Source organism: Pseudoalteromonas sp. MelDa3 (assembly GCF_002863625.1).
GTDB lineage: Bacteria > Pseudomonadota > Gammaproteobacteria > Enterobacterales > Alteromonadaceae > Pseudoalteromonas > Pseudoalteromonas arctica.
Map to the genome: position 1 here is coordinate 1 of NZ_PJBR01000076.1, position 20,482 is coordinate 20,482.

Annotated in this window: 18 protein-coding genes and 1 pseudogene; 15 read left to right on the forward strand and 4 right to left on the reverse strand. The window is 39.7% G+C overall.

Going from position 1 to position 20,482, the window contains the following annotated elements; translation table 11 throughout:
- From CXF89_RS13910 to tcdA, 7 genes and pseudogenes are all read left to right on the forward strand, one after another.
- The coding region (locus CXF89_RS13910; RefSeq protein WP_121954936.1) for a ComEC/Rec2 family competence protein at positions 1-870 on the forward strand (870 nt) is incomplete at its 5' end.
- 60 nt (positions 871-930) lie between these two features.
- Positions 931-2,676, forward strand: coding sequence for a lipid A export permease/ATP-binding protein MsbA (msbA, locus tag CXF89_RS13915; RefSeq protein ID WP_121954937.1), 1,746 nt, complete (start codon positions 931-933; stop codon positions 2,674-2,676).
- A pseudogene (lpxK, locus tag CXF89_RS13920) lies at positions 2,673-3,652 on the forward strand (tetraacyldisaccharide 4'-kinase). The gene msbA and the pseudogene lpxK overlap by 4 nt, the downstream one beginning before the upstream one ends.
- Positions 3,642-3,839, forward strand: a complete 198-nt coding sequence (locus CXF89_RS13925) for a Trm112 family protein (protein ID WP_002961789.1) — start codon at positions 3,642-3,644, stop codon at positions 3,837-3,839. Before lpxK ends, CXF89_RS13925 begins: the two are co-directional and overlap by 11 nt.
- Positions 3,827-4,588 carry a 3-deoxy-manno-octulosonate cytidylyltransferase gene (kdsB, locus tag CXF89_RS13930; protein ID WP_121954938.1) on the forward strand — a complete coding sequence of 254 codons (762 nt, stop codon included), beginning with the start codon at positions 3,827-3,829 and terminating at the stop codon, positions 4,586-4,588. Before CXF89_RS13925 ends, kdsB begins: the two co-directional genes overlap by 13 nt.
- Positions 4,585-5,265, forward strand: coding sequence for a TIGR01621 family pseudouridine synthase (locus CXF89_RS13935; protein ID WP_121954939.1), 681 nt, complete (start codon positions 4,585-4,587; stop codon positions 5,263-5,265). The genes kdsB and CXF89_RS13935 overlap by 4 nt, the downstream gene beginning before the upstream one ends.
- Complete coding sequence (gene tcdA / locus CXF89_RS13940; RefSeq protein ID WP_010552670.1) at positions 5,266-6,063, forward strand: tRNA cyclic N6-threonylcarbamoyladenosine(37) synthase TcdA; 798 nt, start codon at positions 5,266-5,268, stop codon at positions 6,061-6,063.
- Positions 6,064-6,069: 6 nt separating this feature from the next.
- Here tcdA and CXF89_RS13945 read toward each other — a convergent pair whose 3' ends face one another.
- The 3 genes from CXF89_RS13945 to CXF89_RS13955 form a co-directional block, all read right to left on the reverse strand.
- Positions 6,070-6,486 carry a SufE family protein gene (locus CXF89_RS13945; protein WP_008172666.1) on the reverse strand — a complete coding sequence of 139 codons (417 nt, stop codon included), beginning with the start codon at positions 6,484-6,486 and terminating at the stop codon, positions 6,070-6,072.
- A 33-nt stretch (positions 6,487-6,519) separates the two neighbouring features.
- On the reverse strand, positions 6,520-7,746 hold the full coding sequence (locus CXF89_RS13950; RefSeq protein WP_010552671.1) for a SufS family cysteine desulfurase: 1,227 nt from the start codon (positions 7,744-7,746) through the stop codon (positions 6,520-6,522).
- Between the two features lie 115 nt (positions 7,747-7,861).
- A complete protein-coding gene (locus CXF89_RS13955) occupies positions 7,862-9,148 on the reverse strand; it encodes a citrate synthase (protein WP_007586875.1) in 1,287 nt (428 codons plus the stop codon).
- A gap of 420 nt (positions 9,149-9,568) precedes the next feature.
- On the opposite strand from CXF89_RS13955, the gene sdhC reads away from it, so the two are divergent.
- From sdhC to sucD, 8 genes are all read left to right on the forward strand, one after another.
- Positions 9,569-9,946, forward strand: a complete 378-nt coding sequence (sdhC, locus tag CXF89_RS13960) for a succinate dehydrogenase, cytochrome b556 subunit (protein WP_076914908.1) — start codon at positions 9,569-9,571, stop codon at positions 9,944-9,946.
- Positions 9,937-10,284, forward strand: a complete 348-nt coding sequence (sdhD, locus tag CXF89_RS13965; RefSeq protein ID WP_007586873.1) for a succinate dehydrogenase, hydrophobic membrane anchor protein — start codon at positions 9,937-9,939, stop codon at positions 10,282-10,284. Before sdhC ends, sdhD begins: the two co-directional genes overlap by 10 nt.
- On the forward strand, positions 10,285-12,057 hold the full coding sequence (sdhA, locus tag CXF89_RS13970) for a succinate dehydrogenase flavoprotein subunit (RefSeq protein WP_007375750.1): 1,773 nt from the start codon (positions 10,285-10,287) through the stop codon (positions 12,055-12,057).
- 10 nt (positions 12,058-12,067) lie between these two features.
- Positions 12,068-12,784 (forward strand): succinate dehydrogenase iron-sulfur subunit, encoded by a 717-nt coding sequence (locus CXF89_RS13975; RefSeq protein ID WP_007375751.1) that lies wholly within the window; start codon positions 12,068-12,070, stop codon positions 12,782-12,784.
- 94 nt (positions 12,785-12,878) lie between these two features.
- The gene (gene sucA, locus CXF89_RS13980) at positions 12,879-15,698 is read left to right on the forward strand and encodes a 2-oxoglutarate dehydrogenase E1 component (RefSeq protein ID WP_010552673.1); all 2,820 of its coding nucleotides are present in this window, start codon (positions 12,879-12,881) and stop codon (positions 15,696-15,698) included.
- A gap of 3 nt (positions 15,699-15,701) precedes the next feature.
- A complete protein-coding gene (gene odhB, locus CXF89_RS13985) occupies positions 15,702-17,219 on the forward strand; it encodes a 2-oxoglutarate dehydrogenase complex dihydrolipoyllysine-residue succinyltransferase (RefSeq protein WP_121954940.1) in 1,518 nt (505 codons plus the stop codon).
- A gap of 177 nt (positions 17,220-17,396) precedes the next feature.
- Positions 17,397-18,563, forward strand: coding sequence for an ADP-forming succinate--CoA ligase subunit beta (sucC, locus tag CXF89_RS13990; RefSeq protein WP_007586870.1), 1,167 nt, complete (start codon positions 17,397-17,399; stop codon positions 18,561-18,563).
- Positions 18,563-19,435, forward strand: a complete 873-nt coding sequence (gene sucD, locus CXF89_RS13995; RefSeq protein ID WP_010552674.1) for a succinate--CoA ligase subunit alpha — start codon at positions 18,563-18,565, stop codon at positions 19,433-19,435. Before sucC ends, sucD begins: the two co-directional genes overlap by 1 nt.
- Before the next feature lie 60 nt (positions 19,436-19,495).
- On the opposite strand, the gene CXF89_RS14000 is transcribed toward sucD, so the two are convergent.
- The coding region (locus tag CXF89_RS14000) for a DUF3083 family protein (RefSeq protein ID WP_121954941.1) at positions 19,496-20,482 on the reverse strand (987 nt) is incomplete at its 5' end.

Here is a 20,482-nt window from a genome sequence, read left to right on the forward strand (position 1 = left end):
GGCAGAATTGACTCAATATTTGTCGTTTTTACTTATATTATTATGTTGATGGTTTATTTCCTTCCTTATAAATGGCTCGCTTTTATTCCAGCAATAACGCTTTTATTAAATTATTGGTTAACAGAAAAGTCTAAGTGGCAACTACATGTATTTGATGTAGGGCATGGACTTATGGCATTAATTGAAAAAGATAATCAAGTGCTTATTTATGATTTTGGCCCCAGTTATTTCAATCGCTTTAGCCGTACGCGAAGTATTTTATTGCCTTATATTAAAGCAAATAATTTAACAGTGAAAACGGCGATTCTAAGTCATGAAGATAATGATCACGCTGGAGGATTACAACATTTCATAGATGCTGGCTTTGGTGAAACATTACAACAATTTCATCCTAAAAATACACATAATGTATGTGAAGTCATAAACATTGATTTTGCTGGATTAAAAGTACAAAGCTTTAGTACAAAAGGGTTTGGAAATGAAAATGATGATTCATGCGTTGTTAGGGTATCAGATCATACTCATAGCGTGTTACTTACCGGTGATATATCAAAGGCGCGTGAAGCATCGCTATTAGCGGATAATAAATCGTTGAAAAGTACAGTAATGTTAAGCCCGCATCATGGCAGCGATACATCCTCAAGTGTTAATTTTATAAATAACGTTGCTCCCCAAGTAGTCATTCATTCAAGTGCCTATAAAGGGCAATGGGAATTCCCTAAGCCTCTTGTCGTCGAACGTTATAACCAAATAAACGCTCAGCAATTTACGACAGGCGTTGAAGGGCAAATTAGTATTAAATTTTATGCAAAGAATTTGGCTATAGAAACAGCAAGAGGGCAGGAAAGTTACTGGTTTATCAAAGATTGACGTTTAGTTTTATCTCATCGGAGGATACAATACAGATTGTTACTGTATTTAGAGAGTGTTATGGATCAAAGTACTACACAAATTTATAAACGTCTTGTCTCATATGTTGGCACCTACAAAAGCGTCGCATTTGTCGCAATTATTGGGATGATAGGCTATTCAGCAATGGATGCTTTATTTATTCAATTAATGAAGCCGTTTATTGATCAAGGTTTGAACCAGCGTAATACAGAAGTTTTAAAGTACGCTCCTTTTGTCGTTATCGCGTTAGTTCTAGGGCGTGGTGTTTTTAACTTTATGTCTTCCTACTGCTTAAGTTATGTAGGCTCCCAAGTTGTACGTTCTTTACGCCAAGAGTTATTTGAGCACATATTGCACTTACCCGTTTCTTTTCATGACAAAAACTCAACGGGAGATTTAATTTCAAAAATCACATTTGATACAGAACAAGTTCAACAAGCGATTACTAAAGCCTTGCTAATCGTGGTTCGAGAAGGTGCATTTGTTGTATTTTTACTTGCGGTAATGTTCTATACCAGTTGGCAACTATCACTGATATTTTTAGTGATCATCCCACTTGTTGCTATTATTGTCGCCGTCGTCTCTAAACGTTTTCGCCACATTTCTAAAAACATTCAATCTGCCATGGGGCAAGTTACCCGTAGCTCAGAACAAATGCTGAGCGGACATAAAGTTATTCATGGTTTTGGTGGTCAAGATCAAGAGATTAATCACTTCTCGAAAATTAATAATCATAATCGTCAGCAACGTATCAAAATGGATGCAACTAAAGCGCTTAGTGTATCTATAATCCAAATTTTAGCGGCAAGTGCCATGGCAGTTATTTTGTGGGCGGTGTCGTTGCCATCAATGATTGATACGATTACATCTGGTGACTTCATGGCATTAATTGCCTCAATGATGATGTTATTACGTCCGCTAAAACAACTTGCCAATGTGAATAGTGATATGCAACGTGGTATCTCTGCAGCGCAAAGTATATTTTTAGTTTTAGACGAAGAAATGGAAAAAGATACAGGCACTGTTTCGGTTGATAAAGTTAAAGGTTTAATTGAAGTTAAGAACGTAACCTTTAAGTACCCAACTAAAGATGAAGCCGTATTAAACGATTTGTCGCTAACGATTGAGGCGGGTGAAAGTATTGCCTTAGTAGGGCGCTCAGGCTCTGGTAAGTCAACAATTTCTAACTTGTTACCCCGCTATTATGATTTAGAACTACCGAGTGAAATTTTACTTGATGGCATAGCACTGCAGGACTATAAATTAACTGATCTGCGTCGCCAATTTGCTTTAGTCTCTCAGCAGGTTATGTTATTTAACGATACGATTGCCAATAATATTTGTTATGGCATAAAGCACGATGTCTCTGTTGAAGAGTTAGAACAAGTTGCCAAACAAGCGCACGTGTGGGAATTTGTTAAAGACCTGCCAGAGCAATTAAACACCATGGTAGGCGAAAATGGGGTAATGCTCTCAGGTGGTCAACGCCAGCGAATAGCGATAGCGCGTGCAATATTAAAAGATGCACCTATTTTGATTTTAGATGAGGCAACGTCAGCACTTGATACCGAATCTGAAAAGCTTATTCAGCAAGCGTTAGAAACGTTAATGAAAGATAAAACCTCTATTGTTATAGCACATCGCTTATCTACTATTGAAAACAGTGACCGAATTTATGTTATTGATAACGGTCGTGTGATAGAAAGTGGCGATCATAGTAGCTTATTAGCAAATGACGGTACTTATTCAGCACTTTGCAAAATGCAGTTTGGTGATCAGGCGTGAGCAAAATAGAGCAGAGCTGGTATAAACCATTTGGTCTAATTACTTTATTGTTATTACCATTAAGTGCTTTGTTTTGGGTTGTATCGGCATTTCTAAAACTCTTGTACAGCGCTAAAATACTTAAACCTTTTGAGTGCAAAACGCCTGTTATTGTAGTCGGCAATATAAGTGTAGGCGGCAATGGTAAAACACCTTTTGTTTTGTGGTTGTATGAGTATTTGACCGAGCAAGGTTTATCAGTGGGTATTATTAGTAGAGGTTATGGTGGGCAATCAGATAATTACCCGCTGTTAGTCACTTCAGTTGTTGACGCCCAACAGGCTGGAGATGAGCCTGTGCTTTTATACCATCGTTTAAAGTGCCCAATAGCAGTTGGCCCTAATAGAAAGCATAATATCGATTTATTAGAAAAAAATTATACGCTAGATGTCATTATTTCTGATGATGGGATGCAGCATTATAAAATGCCTCGTAGCATTGAGTGTTGTATTGTTGATAGTGAACGCCGCTTTGGTAATGGTTTTGTTATGCCCGCAGGGCCACTACGCGAAACAACTAAACGCTTACAAAGTGTTGATATAGTAATTGAAAATGGCGGTGAGGCTAATAATAGCTACGTGCTGCAAGTAAGTAACCTTCGCTTAGTTAATTCAGGTGATGATGCAAAACATACGGTAACTCACGCACATGCAATAAGTGCAATTGGGAACCCTAAACGGTTTGAAAACTCATTAGAAGCACAAAATATTAAGCTATTGTCGACTCATCACTTTAGGGATCATTATGCTTATACAGCAGATGATTTTATTCAGTTTGGTGATGATTGCATTATAATGACCGAAAAGACGCGGTTAAATGTAAGTCCTTTGCAAAACCTAATTGGTATTATTTACCTGTAGATGCAGAGCCTTCCGATAGCGTAATAAACACATTAAATTCATTATTAAAAGAAAAAGGAATACTCAATGGCCTTTGATACTAAATTACTCGAGATAATTGCCTGCCCAGTTTGTAAGGGTAAATTACGCTTTGATAGAGAAAACAACGAACTAATTAGTACTGCAGCTAAGCTTGCTTACCCCGTTCAAGATGATATTCCAGTATTGCTTGAAAACGAAGCACGTGAGTTATCTTTAGAAGAGGTTGAAAAGTGGAATTCGTAGTTGTAATTCCTGCACGTTTTGCATCAACCCGACTACCTGGTAAGCCGCTTGCTGATATTTGCGGTAAGCCAATGGTTCAACATGTTTACGAAAAAGCATGTTTATCAGGTGCAAGTAAAGTGGTTATAGCAACCGATCATCAAAAAGTGTTTGATGCAGTAAGTTTATTTACTAGTGATGTTGTAATGACTCGCGAAGATCACCAATCGGGTACTGAGCGTTTAGCCGAAGTAGTTGATTTACTTGATCTCGACAGCAATACAATTGTGGTTAATGTACAAGGCGATGAGCCCTTACTTGCGCCAGAAAACGTATCTCAAGTTGCTGCACTATTAAGTGATTCAACAGCACCAATGGCAACGTTAAGTGTTGCTATTGAAGAGCGTGATGAAGTATTTAATCCAAACGCGGTTAAAGTTGTTAGTGATATAAATAAAAATGCACTTTACTTCTCACGCGCTAGTATTCCTTTCAATAGAAATGCAATGATGAATGAGAACAGTGAACTTGATTTAGCGCCATTTCAGCGTCACGTAGGTATTTATGCGTACAGAGCGGGTTTTATTAAACAATATATAGAATTGAGCGTATCGCCACTTGAGCTACTTGAATCGCTTGAGCAGTTACGTGTGTTGTATCATGGTTATAAAATCAAAATAGAACAAGCTCAAATAGCACCCCATGCTGGAGTTGATACGGCAGATGACTTAGCGAAAGTGATAGCGCATATTAAAAGTACAAACGCGTGAGTGAACAAGTAAGTAAAATATTAAAAATCATTTTTACACATAACGATTTTTATATTTTAGAAAAGCCAGCGGGTCTTAATTTTCATTCAGAAGATGGCCCCGGCTTTGTTGTGTTAGCCGAACAACAATTAACGCAAAAGCTTTATGCCGTTCATCGTTTAGATAAAGTGACATCAGGGCTGATTATTTTAGCGCGAAACAAAGCCGCTGCGGCCAGCTTTACTGTTATGTTTACTGAGCATGCGATTGCTAAATTTTATTTAGCGATTAGTGACGCTAAACCAAAAAAGAAGCAGGGGTGGATCAAAGGCGATATGGCTAAGTCTCGCCGTGGCTCGTTTAAGTTACTAACGAGTAAGCTTAACCCTGCAATCACCCGATTTTATTCGCTAAGCTATAAGCCGGGATTTAGAGGGTATATTTTAAAGCCTTATTCAGGAAAGACGCATCAATTAAGAGTGGCACTAAAAAGTATTGGCTCTGCTATTTTAGGCGATGCAATGTATTCAGGCACGCCATCAAATCGTACCTATTTACATGCATATGCATTGAGCTTTTTATGGCAAGGTGAACAAATACAGCTAACTTTATTACCCGATAATGGTGATGAGTATTTGGCGTTAATTAAACATCAAGATTTTCAAGCATGGCAATCGCCATGGCAACTGGATTGGTAAATGAGCGAAAAAGTTACAGATATACGTTTTGGTGGTATTAAACGTTTATATGGTCATCAACAGTTTGATTGGCTTCAAGAAGCACATTTTTGTGTAGTAGGGATTGGTGGTGTAGGGAGCTGGACAGCAGAAGCACTTGCACGTACTGGTGTTGGTAAAATAACATTGATTGATTTGGATGATATTTGCGCGACTAACGTCAATAGACAAATTCATGCGTTAACGGGCACTATTGGTCAAGCTAAAGTAGATGCAATGAAAGCGCGCTGCGAGCTTATTAATCCAGAGTGCCAAGTTAATGTGATAGATGATTTTATTACGCTTGATAATATTCAAGAGCATATTCAAGGTTTTGATTATGTGATTGATTGTATTGATGCAGTTAAAGAAAAAGCAGCATTAATTGCTCACTGTAAACGTAATAAACTACCTATAATTACAACTGGTGGTGCTGGCGGGCAAACAGATCCTAGCCAAATAACTTTTGGTGATGTAGCCAAAACTACGCAAGACCCATTACTTGCAAAAGTGCGCTATATTTTGCGCAAGCAATATAATTTTAGTAATAATCCTAAACGTAAGTTTAATATTGATTGTGTTTACTCAACAGAGCAACTGGTTTACCCAGGAAGCGATGGCAGTGTATGTCATGCTAAGCAAAGTGCTGATGGCACGATGAATATGGACTGTAATAATGGTTTTGGTTCTGTGACTATGATCACAGGAAGCTTTGGTTTTTTTGTTGCGGCAAAAGCGGTGCGTAAATATCTAGATAAAAAACAACGCTCACAAGCTTAGTTTTCGTTAACTAAGCTTGTGTTGTGCCATGGTTTGTATTTTATCAACCATGGCTTTAATACCATTACCACGTGATGCGCTTAAGTGGCTTATAAGGCCGAGCTTTTCAAATTCTTCATACGCATTTTTATTCACTACTTGCTCTGGTGTGAGGCCATTGTAAAGCGCTAAAATAATGGCTAATAATCCTTTTACTATACGTGTATCTGAGTCACCAATTACAACAAGTGTATTTTCTGTTAAATCAAATTCAACAAACATCCATACTTTGCTTTCACAGCCCGGTACAAGTGCATCATCAGTCTTCAAAACATCAGCTAAAACAGGTAAAGTTTTTCCTAAAAGCATTATCTCACGATATTTTTGCTGCCAAGCGGGCGCATTTTTTATAGATTCTGTGACTTTGTTAAACGTATTTGTCATGAGTTATCCTAATTAATTCTATTAAAGTGACGTTTAGTCCAGTAAAGCGATACATTTTTTAAGTGAATCAATGAATATATCTACATCTTCATAGGTATTATAAAAACAAAAGCTCGCTCTTAGCGTTCCATTAAGCCCTAAATGTGTCATTAATGGCTGTGTACAATGGTGTCCACTCCTTACTGCAACCCCGTACCCGTCAAGTAAAGTTGCCAAATCATAAGGATGTTCATCATTTAAGTTGAAGCAGAGTGTACCAATATTGTCAGATAGGTTGCTATATATTGTAATACCATCAACCTTTACCAATTTTTGAGCGGCATAACTAAACAATTTTTGCTCATATTGCTGGATTTTTGCGTGATCTAATTCATTTAAATAGTCTAATGCGGCACCAAAGCCTAAAACTCCAGAGATATTTGGTGTTCCAGTTTCAAATTTTGCAGGCGCAGGACGATAAGTACTGTGAGTTAAGTACACTTTATCGATCATTTCCCCACCTGATTGGTAAATCTCAAGGGTATTTAATTGCTCATATCGACCATAAAGCACACCTAATCCTGTTGGACCGAGCATTTTATGGCTTGAGCAGACATAAAAGTCACAGTTTAATTCACGTAAATCGGGTTTTAAATGCAGTGCACCCTGTGCACCATCCACTAGAACAAGAGAATTGACGTCTTTTGCAGCTCTAATAAGTGGTTTTAAATCGGTGATATTACCCAGTGTGTTAGATGCTTGTGTAATAGCTAATAGGGTAGGTTTTGTTTCTTTTATAAATTCACAGCATTCTTTGGTGTTCAGCGTGCCATTTTTATTTAGTGGAAGCGCTATTAATTTAGCACCCGTTTGTTGACTCACTATTTGCCAAGGCACTATGTTTGCATGATGCTCAAGCGGAGATATCATTATGGTATGACTTTCATTTAAGCGCTTTTTTAATCCGTTAGCGACCAAGTTAATGGCTTCTGTAGCGCCTTTAGTCCATACAATCTCTTTACTAAATACATTGAAATACTCTGCAGTTTTATCCCGTACTTGTTCATATGCATAAGTTGCTTGCTCGCTAAGTGTATGGCGTCCACGGTGTACATTAGCGTTTTGAAACGTATAGAATTCAGTAATTGTATCTATAACTGATTGAGGCTTTTGTGAGGTTGCTGCTGAGTCTAAATAAACAAGCGGGCAGCCGTTTATTGTTTGATTTAATGTTGGGAAGTCGTTTCTAATTTTATTTATATCAAACTTTAAAGCAAGCATGGCTCATCTACATAGTGTTTTTAAGGCAGGAATTGTAATCGGTTTATGATAATTCTCAAGTGTTGTTAATAAAAAAGGCCGCAAAATGCGGCCTTTTTAAACTAACCAACGTTAATTAACGCTTGTCAGTTGATACGTAGTCACGTTGAGTGTAACCAGTATAAAGTTGACGAGGACGGCTGATCTTATGACCAGGTTGAGATAGCATCTCATCCCAGTGAGTGATCCAACCAACAGTACGTGCCATTGCAAAGATTACAGTGAACATGCTTGTTGGAATACCAATCGCTTTTAAGATAATACCAGAGTAGAAATCTACATTAGGGTATAGTTTTTTCTCTACAAAGTATGGGTCTTCAAGCGCAATTTGCTCAAGCTTCATAGCAATATCAAGAAGTGGATCTTGGATATTCAGCTCAGCTAAAACTTCGTGACACGTTTGACGCATTACTGTAGCGCGTGGGTCAAAGTTTTTGTAAACACGGTGTCCAAAGCCCATAAGGCGGAACGGGTCAGCTTTATCTTTAGCTTTAGCTACGTATTCATCAATACGGTCAACAGAGCCAATCTCTTCTAACATGTTTAAACATGCTTCATTAGCGCCGCCGTGAGCAGGGCCCCATAAAGATGCAATACCAGCTGCAATACATGCATACGGGTTAGCACCAGATGAACCAGCAAGACGAACTGTTGAAGTTGATGCATTTTGTTCATGATCTGCATGAAGCATAAAGATTTTATCCATCGCTTTTGCAGTTACTGGATTAACTTTATATTCTTCAGCAGGTACAGAGAACATCATGTGTAAGAAGTTTTCTGCGTAGCTTAAATCGTTACGTGGGTATACAAACGGTTGGCCGATATTTGTTTTATAAGCCATTGCCGCGATTGTTGGTAACTTAGCAACAAGCTTAACTGCGCTTGTTTTACGTTGTTCAGCATCAGTAATATCAAGGTCTTCATGATAGAAAGATGATAATGCACCTACTACGCCACAAAGCATTGCCATTGGGTGAGCGTCAAAGCGGAAACCTTGGAAAAAGTTAGCAATCTTCTCGTCAAGCATAGTGCTTGTAGTGATTTCATTCTTAAAAACTTCATATTGTTCTTTAGAAGGTAACTCACCATTTAAAAGTAAGTAACAAAGTTCAATGTAATTTGAGTCTTCAGCTAATTGCTCAATTGGGTAACCACGGTGAAGTAGTACACCTTTACCACCATCAATATAGGTGATTGCAGATTCACAAGAACCAGTCGACATGAAACCTGGGTCATAAGTAAAGTGACCGTGTGAACCTAACGTACGTACGTCGATTACATCTTGGCCAGCAGTGCCTTGATAAATTGGAAGTTCGATTGGATCTAGTCCATCAATTTGGACTGTGGCTTTTTTATCTGCCATCGTTATGTATCTCCTATTAAGATATCTATTCTGATTTTTAGATTTTAAAGTTCTGAAATCTGTTTTAAGCACATCTTCTCATTTTAACGTGAAAGAGGGGGTTAAAGTCAATTTTTATAAACATTATGCATATATGTATAATAAATATTCGGTATTAATTAAATATAATACTATTGGCTAATTCGCAAACATCTCTAAATAAACAAGAATTGTAAAAAGCCCTGTGGGTATATATACTAACGGTGGTTTTAAACCGTATTGTATTTGGGTAAACATATTCTTAACAGCTTAAAATTTACAGGTTTGTGAACTTTAATTGTTTTGGTACGTTTATTTTGATAGTTCCATCAGTAATATTTGGTGGGTTTTTAGAAAAACAAGTAGATGAGCTCCACTGTGAGCAAAGATGGGCAAGTAACTGTGAAAAAGCAAAGACCTGTAAATCTAGATCTAACAACTATATCTATGCCGGCAACGGCTAAAGCTTCAATTTTTCACCGCGTCACCGGTGTTGCATTATTTTTTGCTTTAACGTTTGTCATTTGGGCTTGGTCTGAGTCTCTCTCTTCAGCTGAAAGTTTTGAATTCGTCAAGGGTCTGTTTAACGGATTCATTGCCAAATTTATAGCTTGGGGCACTGTTTCTGTATTAGGTTATCACCTTATTGGTGGTATCCGTCATATGATTATGGATATGGGACATTGGGAAGAACTTGAATCAGGTAACCTCAGCGCTAAAGTTTCAATGGCTCTTGGTGTTGTGTTTGCCGTATTGGCAGGGGTGTGGATATGGTTTTAAATCAAGCAACTCTAAAACGTGATGGTGTACAAGATTTCGTATCTTTACGTACCACGGCATTAATAATCAGCGCTTACGCGATTTTTATTATCGGCTATTTTTTAGCGACGCCAGAAGTCACTTTCGAAGCCTGGACAGGCCTCTTCTCTAACCTAGCAATGAAAGGGTTTACGTTAATTACCCTTGTTTGCATTATGGTTCATACCCGCATTGGCCTTTGGCAAGTTCTTACAGACTATGTTAAGTGCGCAAAGCTTCGTGCAGTTTTAGGTTTTGTATTAAACCTAATGGCCGTTGCTTACGTAGCTATTGGTCTAATCGTATTATGGGGTGTTTAAGTGAAATATTCTGTTCGTGAATTTGACGCCGTAGTAATTGGTGCAGGTGGTGCAGGTATGCGCGCTGCTTTAGCAATTACAGAATCTGGCAAAACGTGTGCATTAATATCTAAAGTATTTCCAACGCGCTCACACACTGTATCTGCTCAAGGCGGTATTACGGTTGCGCTTGGTAATTCACACGAAGATAACTGGGAATGGCATATGTACGATACCGTTAAAGGTTCCGATTTTATCGGTGACCAAGACGCTATTGAATACATGTGTCAAACTGGCCCAGAAGCTATTACCGAATTAGAAAACATGGGTTTACCATTTTCTCGTTTTGAAAATGGCCGTGTTTACCAACGTCCTTTCGGTGGTCAATCGAAAAACTTTGGTGGTGAACAAGCCGCACGTACTGCAGCAGCTGCTGACCGTACTGGTCATGCTTTATTACACCTTCTATATCAACAAAACGTTAAAAACAAAACAAATGTATTCTCTGAATGGTATGCACTTGATTTAGTTAAAAACGATAATGGTGATGTAGTAGGGTGTACTGCAATTGAGATTGAGACAGGTGAAGTTACCTTCTTCAAATCTAAAGCTGTTGTATTAGCTACTGGTGGTGCAGGTCGTATATTCGCATCAACCACTAATGCTCACATTAACACTGGTGACGGTGTTGGTATGGCAACACGTGCTGGTATTTCTATGCAAGACATGGAAATGTGGCAGTTCCACCCAACGGGTATCGCAGGTGCTGGTACGCTAGTAACTGAAGGTTGTCGTGGTGAAGGCGGTTATCTTCTAAATAAAGATGGCGAACGCTTCATGGAACGTTACGCACCAAACGCAAAAGACTTAGCGTCTCGCGACGTTGTTGCACGTTCAATGATGACTGAAATCCGTGAAGGTCGTGGTTGTGATGGTCCTTGGGGTCCACATCTTAAGTTAAAACTTGACCACTTAGGTGAAGAAACACTTAACTTACGTCTTCCTGGCGTATGTGACCTTGCTAAAACATTTGCTCACGTTGACCCTGCAAAAGAGCCAATTCCAGTAATTCCAACTTGTCATTATATGATGGGTGGTGTTCCTACTAATGTAAATGGACAAGCGCTACAAATCGATGCTCAAGGCAACGAAACAGTAGTTCAAGGTTTATTTGCAGTAGGTGAGATTGCATGTGTATCTGTACACGGTGCAAACCGCTTAGGTGGTAACTCATTACTTGATTTAGTTGTGTTTGGTCGTGCTGCGGGTAACTTCTTAGGTAAGTACCTAAATGACGTTGAAATATCTAAAGCTGCTTCAGAATCAGACTTAGAAGCGTCTCTTGCACGTTACAATCGTTGGGAAAATTCAACGGCTGGCCAAGGTGAAGATCCAGTTCAAATCAAAAAAGACCTACAACAATGTATGCAGCTTAACTTCTCGGTATTCCGTGAAGGTGACTCAATGGCTGCAGGTCTTCAAGAACTTAAAGAAATTCGCGAACGTCTGCAACATGCTCGTCTTGATGATAAATCATCAGACTTCAACACGCAGCGTATCGAATGTCTTGAACTAGACAACTTAATGGAAACAGCTTACTCAACTGCAGTAGCTGCAAACTTCCGTACAGAAAGCCGTGGTGCACATTCTCGCTTTGACTACCCAGATCGTGATGACGAAAACTGGTTATGTCACTCAGTATTCAATCCTGTAACGGATGAAATGAGTAAGCGTGATGTAAACTATGCGCCTAAAACGCGTGAAGCTTTCCCACCTAAAGCACGTGTTTACTAGGAGATAGACGATGGCACAAGTACAATTTTCAGTTTATCGTTATAATCCAGATGTTGACAACGCTCCTCGTATGCAAGAATACACCTTGCAAACAGAGGAAGGTCACGACATGATGGTGTTGGATGCACTTATTCTTCTAAAAGAACAAGATCCTACATTATCTTTCCGTCGTTCATGCCGTGAAGGTGTGTGTGGATCTGATGGTGTTAACATGAATGGTAAAAATGGTTTAGCATGTATTACTCCTTTATCTACGCTACAAAAAAATGGCAAAGGTAAAATCGTAGTACGTCCATTACCAGGTTTACCTGTGGTACGTGACCTTGTTATTGACATGAGTCAGTTCTACACTCAGTACGAAAAAGTTAAACCTTATTTAATTAATGATCAGCCTGCAGCAGGCGAACGTCTTCAAACTATTGAAGAACGTGATAAATTAGATGGGCTTTATGAGTGTATTTTGTGTGCATGTTGTTCAACATCGTGTCCTTCGTTCTGGTGGAATCCAGACAAGTTCATTGGTCCAGCAGGCCTTCTTCATGCTTACCGTTTCTTGGCTGATAGCCGAGATACAGCAACTGAAGAACGTTTAGCGGATTTAGACGATGCGTTCAGTGTGTTCCGTTGTCACAGTATCATGAACTGTGTTAGCGTTTGTCCTAAGGGTCTTAATCCGACCAAAGCAATTGGACAAATCAAATCTATGTTACTAAACCGAGCGGTTTGATAGCTTAGTAAAGGTAAGATGGCTAATATTAAATTATATTAGCCATCTTGTTATAATAACTATTAATTTCTGCGCTAAAAAAAAGGGCTTATAAATGCACGAAGGTGTGATGAAGGCATGGCTAGAATCTTCACATTTAAACGGCGGCAACGTTGCTTATGTAGAAGAGCTTTATGAAGCGTATTTAGACGATGCGACTTCTGTGCCAGACGAATGGCGAGAAGTGTTTGAACAATTACCTAAAGTTGATGGTGTGGATGTTGAAGTAAAACATTCAGAGGTTCGAGCACAGTTTGCACAGCTTGCAAAAAACAAGCATAGAGAAGTAGTGGTAGCAGAGGGTAGTGGCGGTGACCTTAAACAGGTTAAAGTTCTACAACTTATTAATGCTTTCCGTTTTCGTGGGCACCAAAATGCAAACCTAGATCCATTAGGTATTTGGCAACGAGAGCGTGTACGAGATTTAGAGCTAGAGTACCACGACCTATCTTCAAGTGATTTTGACCGCGAGTTTAACGTAGGATCGTTTGCCGTAGGGCGCGATACTATGCCTTTAGGTGAACTATACCAAGCACTAAAAACTACATATTGTGGTTCAATTGGCGCTGAGTATATGCACATCACATCAACAGAGGAAAAACGTTGGTTACAACAACGTCTAGAATCTGTCCAGTCTAGGCCTAAATTCTCAAAAGATGAAAAGCTACGTATCCTTAAAGGGCTTACTGCAGCAGATGGTCTAGAAAAATATTTAGGGTCTAAGTTTCCTGGTGCTAAGCGCTTTTCACTTGAAGGTGGCGATGCGTTAGTTCCAATGCTTAAAGAGCTTATTCACCGCGCTGGTGAAAGCGGCCAACAAGAAGCTGTTATTGGTATGGCTCACCGTGGTCGTTTAAACGTTTTAGTTAATGTACTTGGTAAAAATCCATCAGAATTATTTGATGAATTTGCTGGTATACATAAAGAAACGTTAGGTTCTGGTGATGTTAAATATCACATGGGTTATTCGTCTGACTTTGCTACCAAAGGTGGCAATGTACACATGGCGCTTGCGTTTAACCCATCTCACCTAGAAATCGTAAACCCTGTTGTAATGGGCTCTGTACGTGGCCGTCTCGACCGTTTAGGTGATAAATCAGGCATTAAAGCACTACCTATTACCATCCATGGTGATTCTGCTATTGCTGGACAAGGTGTTGTTCAAGAAACGTTTAACATGTCACAAACTAATGCGTTTAGTTGTGGTGGTAGTATTCGTATTGTTGTCAACAACCAAGTAGGTTTTACAACCTCTAAGCAAGATGACGTTCGCTCAACGCCATACTGTACTGACATTGCTAAAATGGTTCAGTCTCCAATATTCCATGTTAATTCTGATGATCCTGAAGCCGTTGCATTTGTTACTCAACTTGCTCTTGATTTTAGAAATCAGTTTAAGCGTGACGTAGTAATTGATTTAGTTTGTTACCGTCGCCATGGTCACAATGAAGCTGATGAGCCTAATGCAACTCAGCCTGTCATGTACCAAAAAATTAAAAAGCATCCAGTGCCGCGTTTAATCTATGCAGACCAACTGATTGCTGAAGGCTCTTTCTCTGAACAAGAAGTTAAAGCCTTAGCTGATGAGTACCGTGATGCACTAGATGAAGGCAGCTGTGTTGTTTCAGAAATACAGCCAGAGACGTCGCATTCTTCTGAGTGGGCCAAATATATTGGTCATGAATGGAATGTTGACTACGATGCTAGCGTATCTGTAGAGAAGCTTAAAGCTCTTGGTGAGAAAGTAGCTTCTTACCCAGAACAACATAAAGCTCAATCTCGCGTTAAAAAGATTTATGACGATCGTAAGCTAATGGCCACAGGTGAAAAACCACTTGATTGGGGTATGGCAGAGACTCTTGCCTATGCAACAATTGCGTCTGAAGGTACTGACATTCGTTTAACAGGACAAGACACAGGTCGAGGAACATTCTTTCATCGTCATGCTGTTGTTCATGGTCAATCTGATGGTACAACTTACACTCCTTTAGAGCATTTAAGTGAAGATCAAGGCACATTTGAAGTCTTTGATTCTGTTTTATCTGAGGAAGCTGTCGTTGCGTTCGAATATGGATATGCTACCGCTGAACCTAAGTCTCTCGTAATATGGGAAGCGCAATTTGGTGACTTCGCCAATGGTGCACAAGTTGTATTTGACCAGTTCTTAAGTTCTGGTGAGCAAAAGTGGGGCCGTTTATGTGGGCTTACAATTTTGTTACCTCATGGCTACGAAGGTCAAGGGCCAGAGCATAGTTCAGCGCGCTTAGAGCGTTTCTTGCAACTATGTGCTGATCACAACATGCAAGTATGTGTTCCTTCAACGCCGGCGCAAGTTTACGCTATGCTTCGTCGTCAATCAGTTCGACCACTTCGTCGTCCTCTGATTGTTATGACGCCTAAGTCGCTACTTCGTCACCCGCTTGCAACTTCATCACTTGAAGAGCTTTCACACGGTGTTTACCATAATATGATCGACGAAGTTGATGATATTAACCCTGAGAAAGTAGAGCGCGTTGTATTTTGTAGCGGTAAAGTTTACTACGAGTTACTACAAGAGCGTCGTAAGCTTGAGCAAGATAATATTGCAATTGTACGTGTTGAACAGTTATACCCGTTCCCACACGATGAAATGCAAACAATTATAGAGCGCTACCAACACGTAACTGATTTTGTATGGTGTCAAGAAGAGCCACAAAACCAAGGTGCATGGTACTGTTCACAACATCACTTTATTGATGCAATCCCACAAGGTGCTAAATTAAAATATGCAGGACGTAAAGCGTCTGCATCACCAGCGTGTGGTTACATGTCAGTACATACTAAAGAACAACAAGCGCTCGTTGCCGACGCGCTTACTATAGAAAATAAAGGATAAGCAATGAGCACAGAAATTAAAGTTCCTGTTCTTCCTGAGTCGGTTGCAGATGCTACCGTTGCTACATGGCATGTAAGTGTTGGCGACAAAGTAACTCGCGATCAAAACTTAGTAGACATTGAAACAGATAAAGTGGTTTTAGAAGTTGTTGCACAGCATGACGGTGTAATAACAGAAATATCACAAGAAGAAGGTGCAACCGTACTTGGCGATCAAGTTATGGGTTTACTTGGTGATGCTGATGCAGCGCCAGCAAGTGAAGGTTCAACTAAAGAAGAATCAGCACCAGCTAAATCAGAAGACGCGCCAGTGGCGCAATCAGCACCAGCATCAGAAGGTAAAGAAGTGGATATTAAAGTACCTGTACTTCCAGAATCAGTTGCAGACGCAACAATTGCTACATGGCATGTACAACCAGGTGACGCGGTAACACGCGACCAAAACTTGGTAGATATTGAAACAGATAAAGTTGTTCTTGAAGTAGTAGCTCAAGAAGATGGCATCATGGGTGATATCATTCACGGCGAAGGCGATACTGTATTAGGCGAGCAAGTAATTGGTTCGGTTAAAGCAGGCGGTGCACCAGCGGCTCCAGCTGCAAAAGCAGACGCAGCGCCAGCAGCAGATTCAAGCGAAAGTTCAGATGTGTTAACACCATCAGTTCGTCGTTTAATTGCTGAGAAAGGCCTAGACGCTTCTAAAATTAAAGGCACGGGTAAAAATGGTCGTGTAACTAAAGAAGACGTTGATACCTTCTTAAAAGCACCAGCACCAGCGGCTAAAAAAGCAGAAGCTTCTGCTCTTGCATCACCGATGGGCGATCGTACTCAAAAACGCGTACCTATGACTCGTTTACGTAAAACGATTGCGACACGCCTTCTTGAAGCTAAAAACTCAACTGCAATGTTAACTACATTCAACGAAGTGAACATGGGACCAATCATGAGCCTTCGTAAGCAGTACCAAGAAACGTTTGAAAAGCGTCACGGCATTCGTTTAGGTTTCATGTCTTTCTATGTGAAAGCTGTAACTGAAGCTCTTAAGCGTTTCCCAGATGTAAATGCTTCAATTGATGGTGACGATATTGTTTACCATAACTATTTCGATATCAGCATTGCAGTATCTACTCCACGTGGCTTAGTTACTCCAGTACTTAAAGATTGTGACAAACTATCTGTTGCTGAAATCGAAAAAGGTATTCGTGAGTTAGCACTTAAAGGTCGTGATGGTAAGCTTACGCTTGCTGATATGACGGGTGGTAATTTCACTATTACTAATGGTGGCGTATTTGGTTCATTGCTATCTACACCTATCATTAACTTGCCACAGTCTTCAATCTTGGGTATGCATAAAATTCAAGACCGTCCGATGGCTGTAAATGGTAAAGTTGAAATACTACCTATGATGTATTTAGCACTTTCTTATGACCACCGTATCATTGATGGTAAAGAATCTGTTGGTTTCTTAGTAACTATTAAAGAGTTACTTGAAGATCCAACTCGCTTATTGCTAGATGTTTAATCTAGTTGTATGAAATGTAAGCTGTGAATGAACATTCACAGCTTTTTTTTTGCGCCTTTGGTCGTACTGGGGTTTTCATGTTAAGCCTTGGGATCTATACTAGGTGCGCAATTTGGGATAGTTGTTTATTTGAAAAAATATTCAGCTCTTTTAGTATAAAAAATTGGATAAAGCATCATGAATTTGCATGAGTATCAGGCAAAACAACTTTTTGCCGAATATGGTTTACCCGTTTCTACAGGTTACGCTTGCGATACACCTGAAGAAGCTGCTGCAGCTGCTGAAAAAATTGGCGGCGATATGTGGGTTGTTAAAACTCAGGTTCACGCAGGTGGACGTGGTAAAGCTGGCGGTGTAAAGCTAGTTAAAACTATCGAAGAAGTAAAAGCGTTTGCAGCTAACTGGTTAGGTAAAAACCTAGTTACTTACCAAACAGACGAGAAAGGCCAGCCAGTAGCTAAAATTTTAGTAGAAAGCTGTACTGACATTGCTAACGAATTGTACCTAGGTGCAGTAGTTGACCGTGCATCTCGTAAAGTAGTTTTCATGGCGTCTACTGAAGGCGGCGTTGAAATTGAAACTGTTGCTGAAGAAACACCAGAGCTTATACACAAAGCAGAGATCGACCCGTTAGTAGGTCCTCAAGCTTACCAAGCACGTGAACTAGGTTTCAAATTGGGTCTTAACCCAGTACAAATGAAACAGTTTGTTAAGATCTTTATGGGTCTTGGTAAAATGTTCACTGATTTTGATTTCGCACTACTTGAAATCAACCCGTTAGTAATTACAGATGAAGGCAACCTTCACTGTCTTGACGGCAAAATCGGTATTGATGGTAATGCACTTTACCGTCAACCTAAAATCCGTGAATTCCACGATCCATCTCAAGAAGATGCTCGTGAAGCACACGCAGCAAGCTTCGAACTTAACTACGTTGCCCTAGACGGTAATGTTGGTTGTATGGTTAACGGTGCAGGCCTAGCAATGGGTACTATGGACATCGTAAACCTACACGGCGGCAAGCCGGCTAACTTCTTGGATGTTGGTGGCGGTGCTACTAAAGAACGTGTTTCTGAAGCATTCAAAATCATTCTTTCTGACGACAATGTTAAAGCTGTTTTAGTAAACATCTTTGGCGGCATCGTTCGTTGTGACATGATTGCTGAAGGCATCATTGGCGCAGTTAAAGAAGTTGGCGTAACCGTACCAGTAGTTGTACGTTTAGAAGGTACTAATGCTGAATTAGGTCGTGAAGTTCTTAAGAACTCTGGTCTAGATATCATTGCTGCTGAATCACTAACAGACGCTGCTGAAAAAGTTGTTGCTGCTGCGGAGGGCAAATAATGTCTGTATTAATCAATAAAGATACAAAAGTTATCTGTCAAGGTTTCACTGGTGGCCAAGGTACTTTCCACTCAGAGCAAGCGCTTGAGTACGGTACACAAATGGTTGGTGGTGTTAGCCCAGGTAAAGGCGGTCAAACGCACCTTGGTCTTCCTGTATTCAACACAGTTCGTGATGCTGTAAAAGAAACTGGCGCAACTGCTTCAGTTATCTACGTACCAGCTCCTTTCTGTAAAGATGCAATCTTAGAAGCTATCGATGCTGGCATCGAGCTAATAGTTTGTATTACTGAAGGTATCCCTACACTTGATATGGTTGATGTTAAAATCAAACTAGATCAAACAGGTACTCGTATGATCGGTCCTAACTGCCCAGGTGTTATTACTCCTGGTCAAACTAAGATTGGTATCATGCCTGGTCATATCCACAAACCTGGTAAAGTAGGTATTGTTTCTCGCTCTGGTACTTTAACGTACGAAGCAGTTAAGCAAACTACTGATGCTGGTTTTGGTCAGTCTACGTGTGTTGGTATTGGTGGTGATCCAATTCCAGGTACTAACTTTATCGACGTTCTAGAAATGTTCGAAAAAGATCCACAAACTGAAGCAATCGTAATGATTGGTGAAATTGGTGGTACTGCAGAAGAAGAAGCTGCAGAGTACATCAAAGCTCACGTAACTAAACCTGTAGTATCTTACATTGCTGGTGTTACTGCACCAGAAGGTAAGCGTATGGGTCACGCTGGCGCAATCATTGCCGGCGGTAAAGGTACTGCTGATGAGAAATTTGCTGCATTAGAAGCTGCGGGCGTAAAAACTGTACGTTCACTTGCTGATATCGGTAAAGCACTTAAAGAGAAAACAGGCTGGTAATCGCTTGTTTTTCTTTAAAAAGGCCCGCATATGCGGGCCTTTTTGTTATTAGATGAAAATTTAGAAAGGGTAACTAATATGCTGGAAAAAACGTACAGATAAGTCTTGGCGTTGTTTATTTATAGCCAGCTCATTACACAGAGTATAGATTGTTTTTTCTACTTGGTTCATAAATCGACCGTAGCCCATTTCATGTTTATCCTGCTGCGTTGCGACCACTACAAAATGCAGCGTTTCTACTAATTTACTTGCTTCATAAAAGTGCTTAATTTGATTTTCATTAGATTCAATATCAAAACTTAACTTTTGAAGTTCATCATTGCCTTCACTCTTATCTATTTTACTATTGCGTATAATAGGCGTTGCGCCGTTAGCAACCATAGCGCCATGGTTTAAGTTGTTATTTTGACACGCACGTATAAATGCATATGCAAAGTAGTCATAAAATTTAGCATAGTCGTTTGTGTTCATTAGTGTTTGAAACTGCGTTTTAATTGCACGCGAAACCGGTATAGTAAAAGTGGCGTAAGTCATCTCAGCATAATCATTGGGTATGCTGCATTGTCTTGACTGGTAGCGAGGGTAGAGACTTCTTAATTTGTAACCATAGCTTTCCTTGTTGCCTTTTTCTTTAGCAAATAGATCATACGTTAAGTGTTGATGGTCGCGTAGTTTAAACTGGGGTTGATTTATTAAGAGTTGTTCTTGTAAAGTGTCTAACACTTTTTGAACTTTATTATGAAATTCTGCAGAGTTGGCTCGTAAATCATCGCCTGTTGCTAAAAATAGAATGCGTATTTTTTTACTCGGTGTACCTTCAGTGTAATAAATCTTATGCGCTTCGTGATAACGAGGATTATAAAAAAAGAGCATTTGTTTATCTGTTTCTAATTGATAAGACTCATCATTAAATCTTACAACGGGTAGTTTATCATTCGCTAATAAGTGCACATTATAAAGCTCATACTCATCACAAGAAGCGAACAGCTGGCGTGCAATACGTTCATAGCAGCAATTTATATCACTAAAGCTTTTATAAAAATCGTG

Excerpts from the sequence above, each read along its gene's own strand:
- msbA (WP_121954937.1), top strand. The coding sequence starts at position 931 with ATGGATCAAAGTACTACACAAATTTATAAACGTCTTGTCTCATATGTT.
- CXF89_RS13925 (WP_002961789.1), top strand. The coding sequence starts at position 3,642 with ATGGCCTTTGATACTAAATTACTCGAGATAATTGCCTGCCCAGTTTGT.
- tcdA (WP_010552670.1), top strand. The coding sequence starts at position 5,266 with ATGAGCGAAAAAGTTACAGATATACGTTTTGGTGGTATTAAACGTTTA.
- CXF89_RS13945 (WP_008172666.1), bottom strand. The coding sequence starts at position 6,486 with ATGACAAATACGTTTAACAAAGTCACAGAATCTATAAAAAATGCGCCC.
- CXF89_RS13950 (WP_010552671.1), bottom strand. The coding sequence starts at position 7,746 with ATGCTTGCTTTAAAGTTTGATATAAATAAAATTAGAAACGACTTCCCA.
- CXF89_RS13955 (WP_007586875.1), bottom strand. The coding sequence starts at position 9,148 with ATGGCAGATAAAAAAGCCACAGTCCAAATTGATGGACTAGATCCAATC.
- sdhD (WP_007586873.1), top strand. The coding sequence starts at position 9,937 with ATGGTTTTAAATCAAGCAACTCTAAAACGTGATGGTGTACAAGATTTC.
- CXF89_RS13975 (WP_007375751.1), top strand. The coding sequence starts at position 12,068 with ATGGCACAAGTACAATTTTCAGTTTATCGTTATAATCCAGATGTTGAC.
- sucA (WP_010552673.1), top strand. The coding sequence starts at position 12,879 with ATGCACGAAGGTGTGATGAAGGCATGGCTAGAATCTTCACATTTAAAC.
- odhB (WP_121954940.1), top strand. The coding sequence starts at position 15,702 with ATGAGCACAGAAATTAAAGTTCCTGTTCTTCCTGAGTCGGTTGCAGAT.
- sucC (WP_007586870.1), top strand. The coding sequence starts at position 17,397 with ATGAATTTGCATGAGTATCAGGCAAAACAACTTTTTGCCGAATATGGT.
- sucD (WP_010552674.1), top strand. The coding sequence starts at position 18,563 with ATGTCTGTATTAATCAATAAAGATACAAAAGTTATCTGTCAAGGTTTC.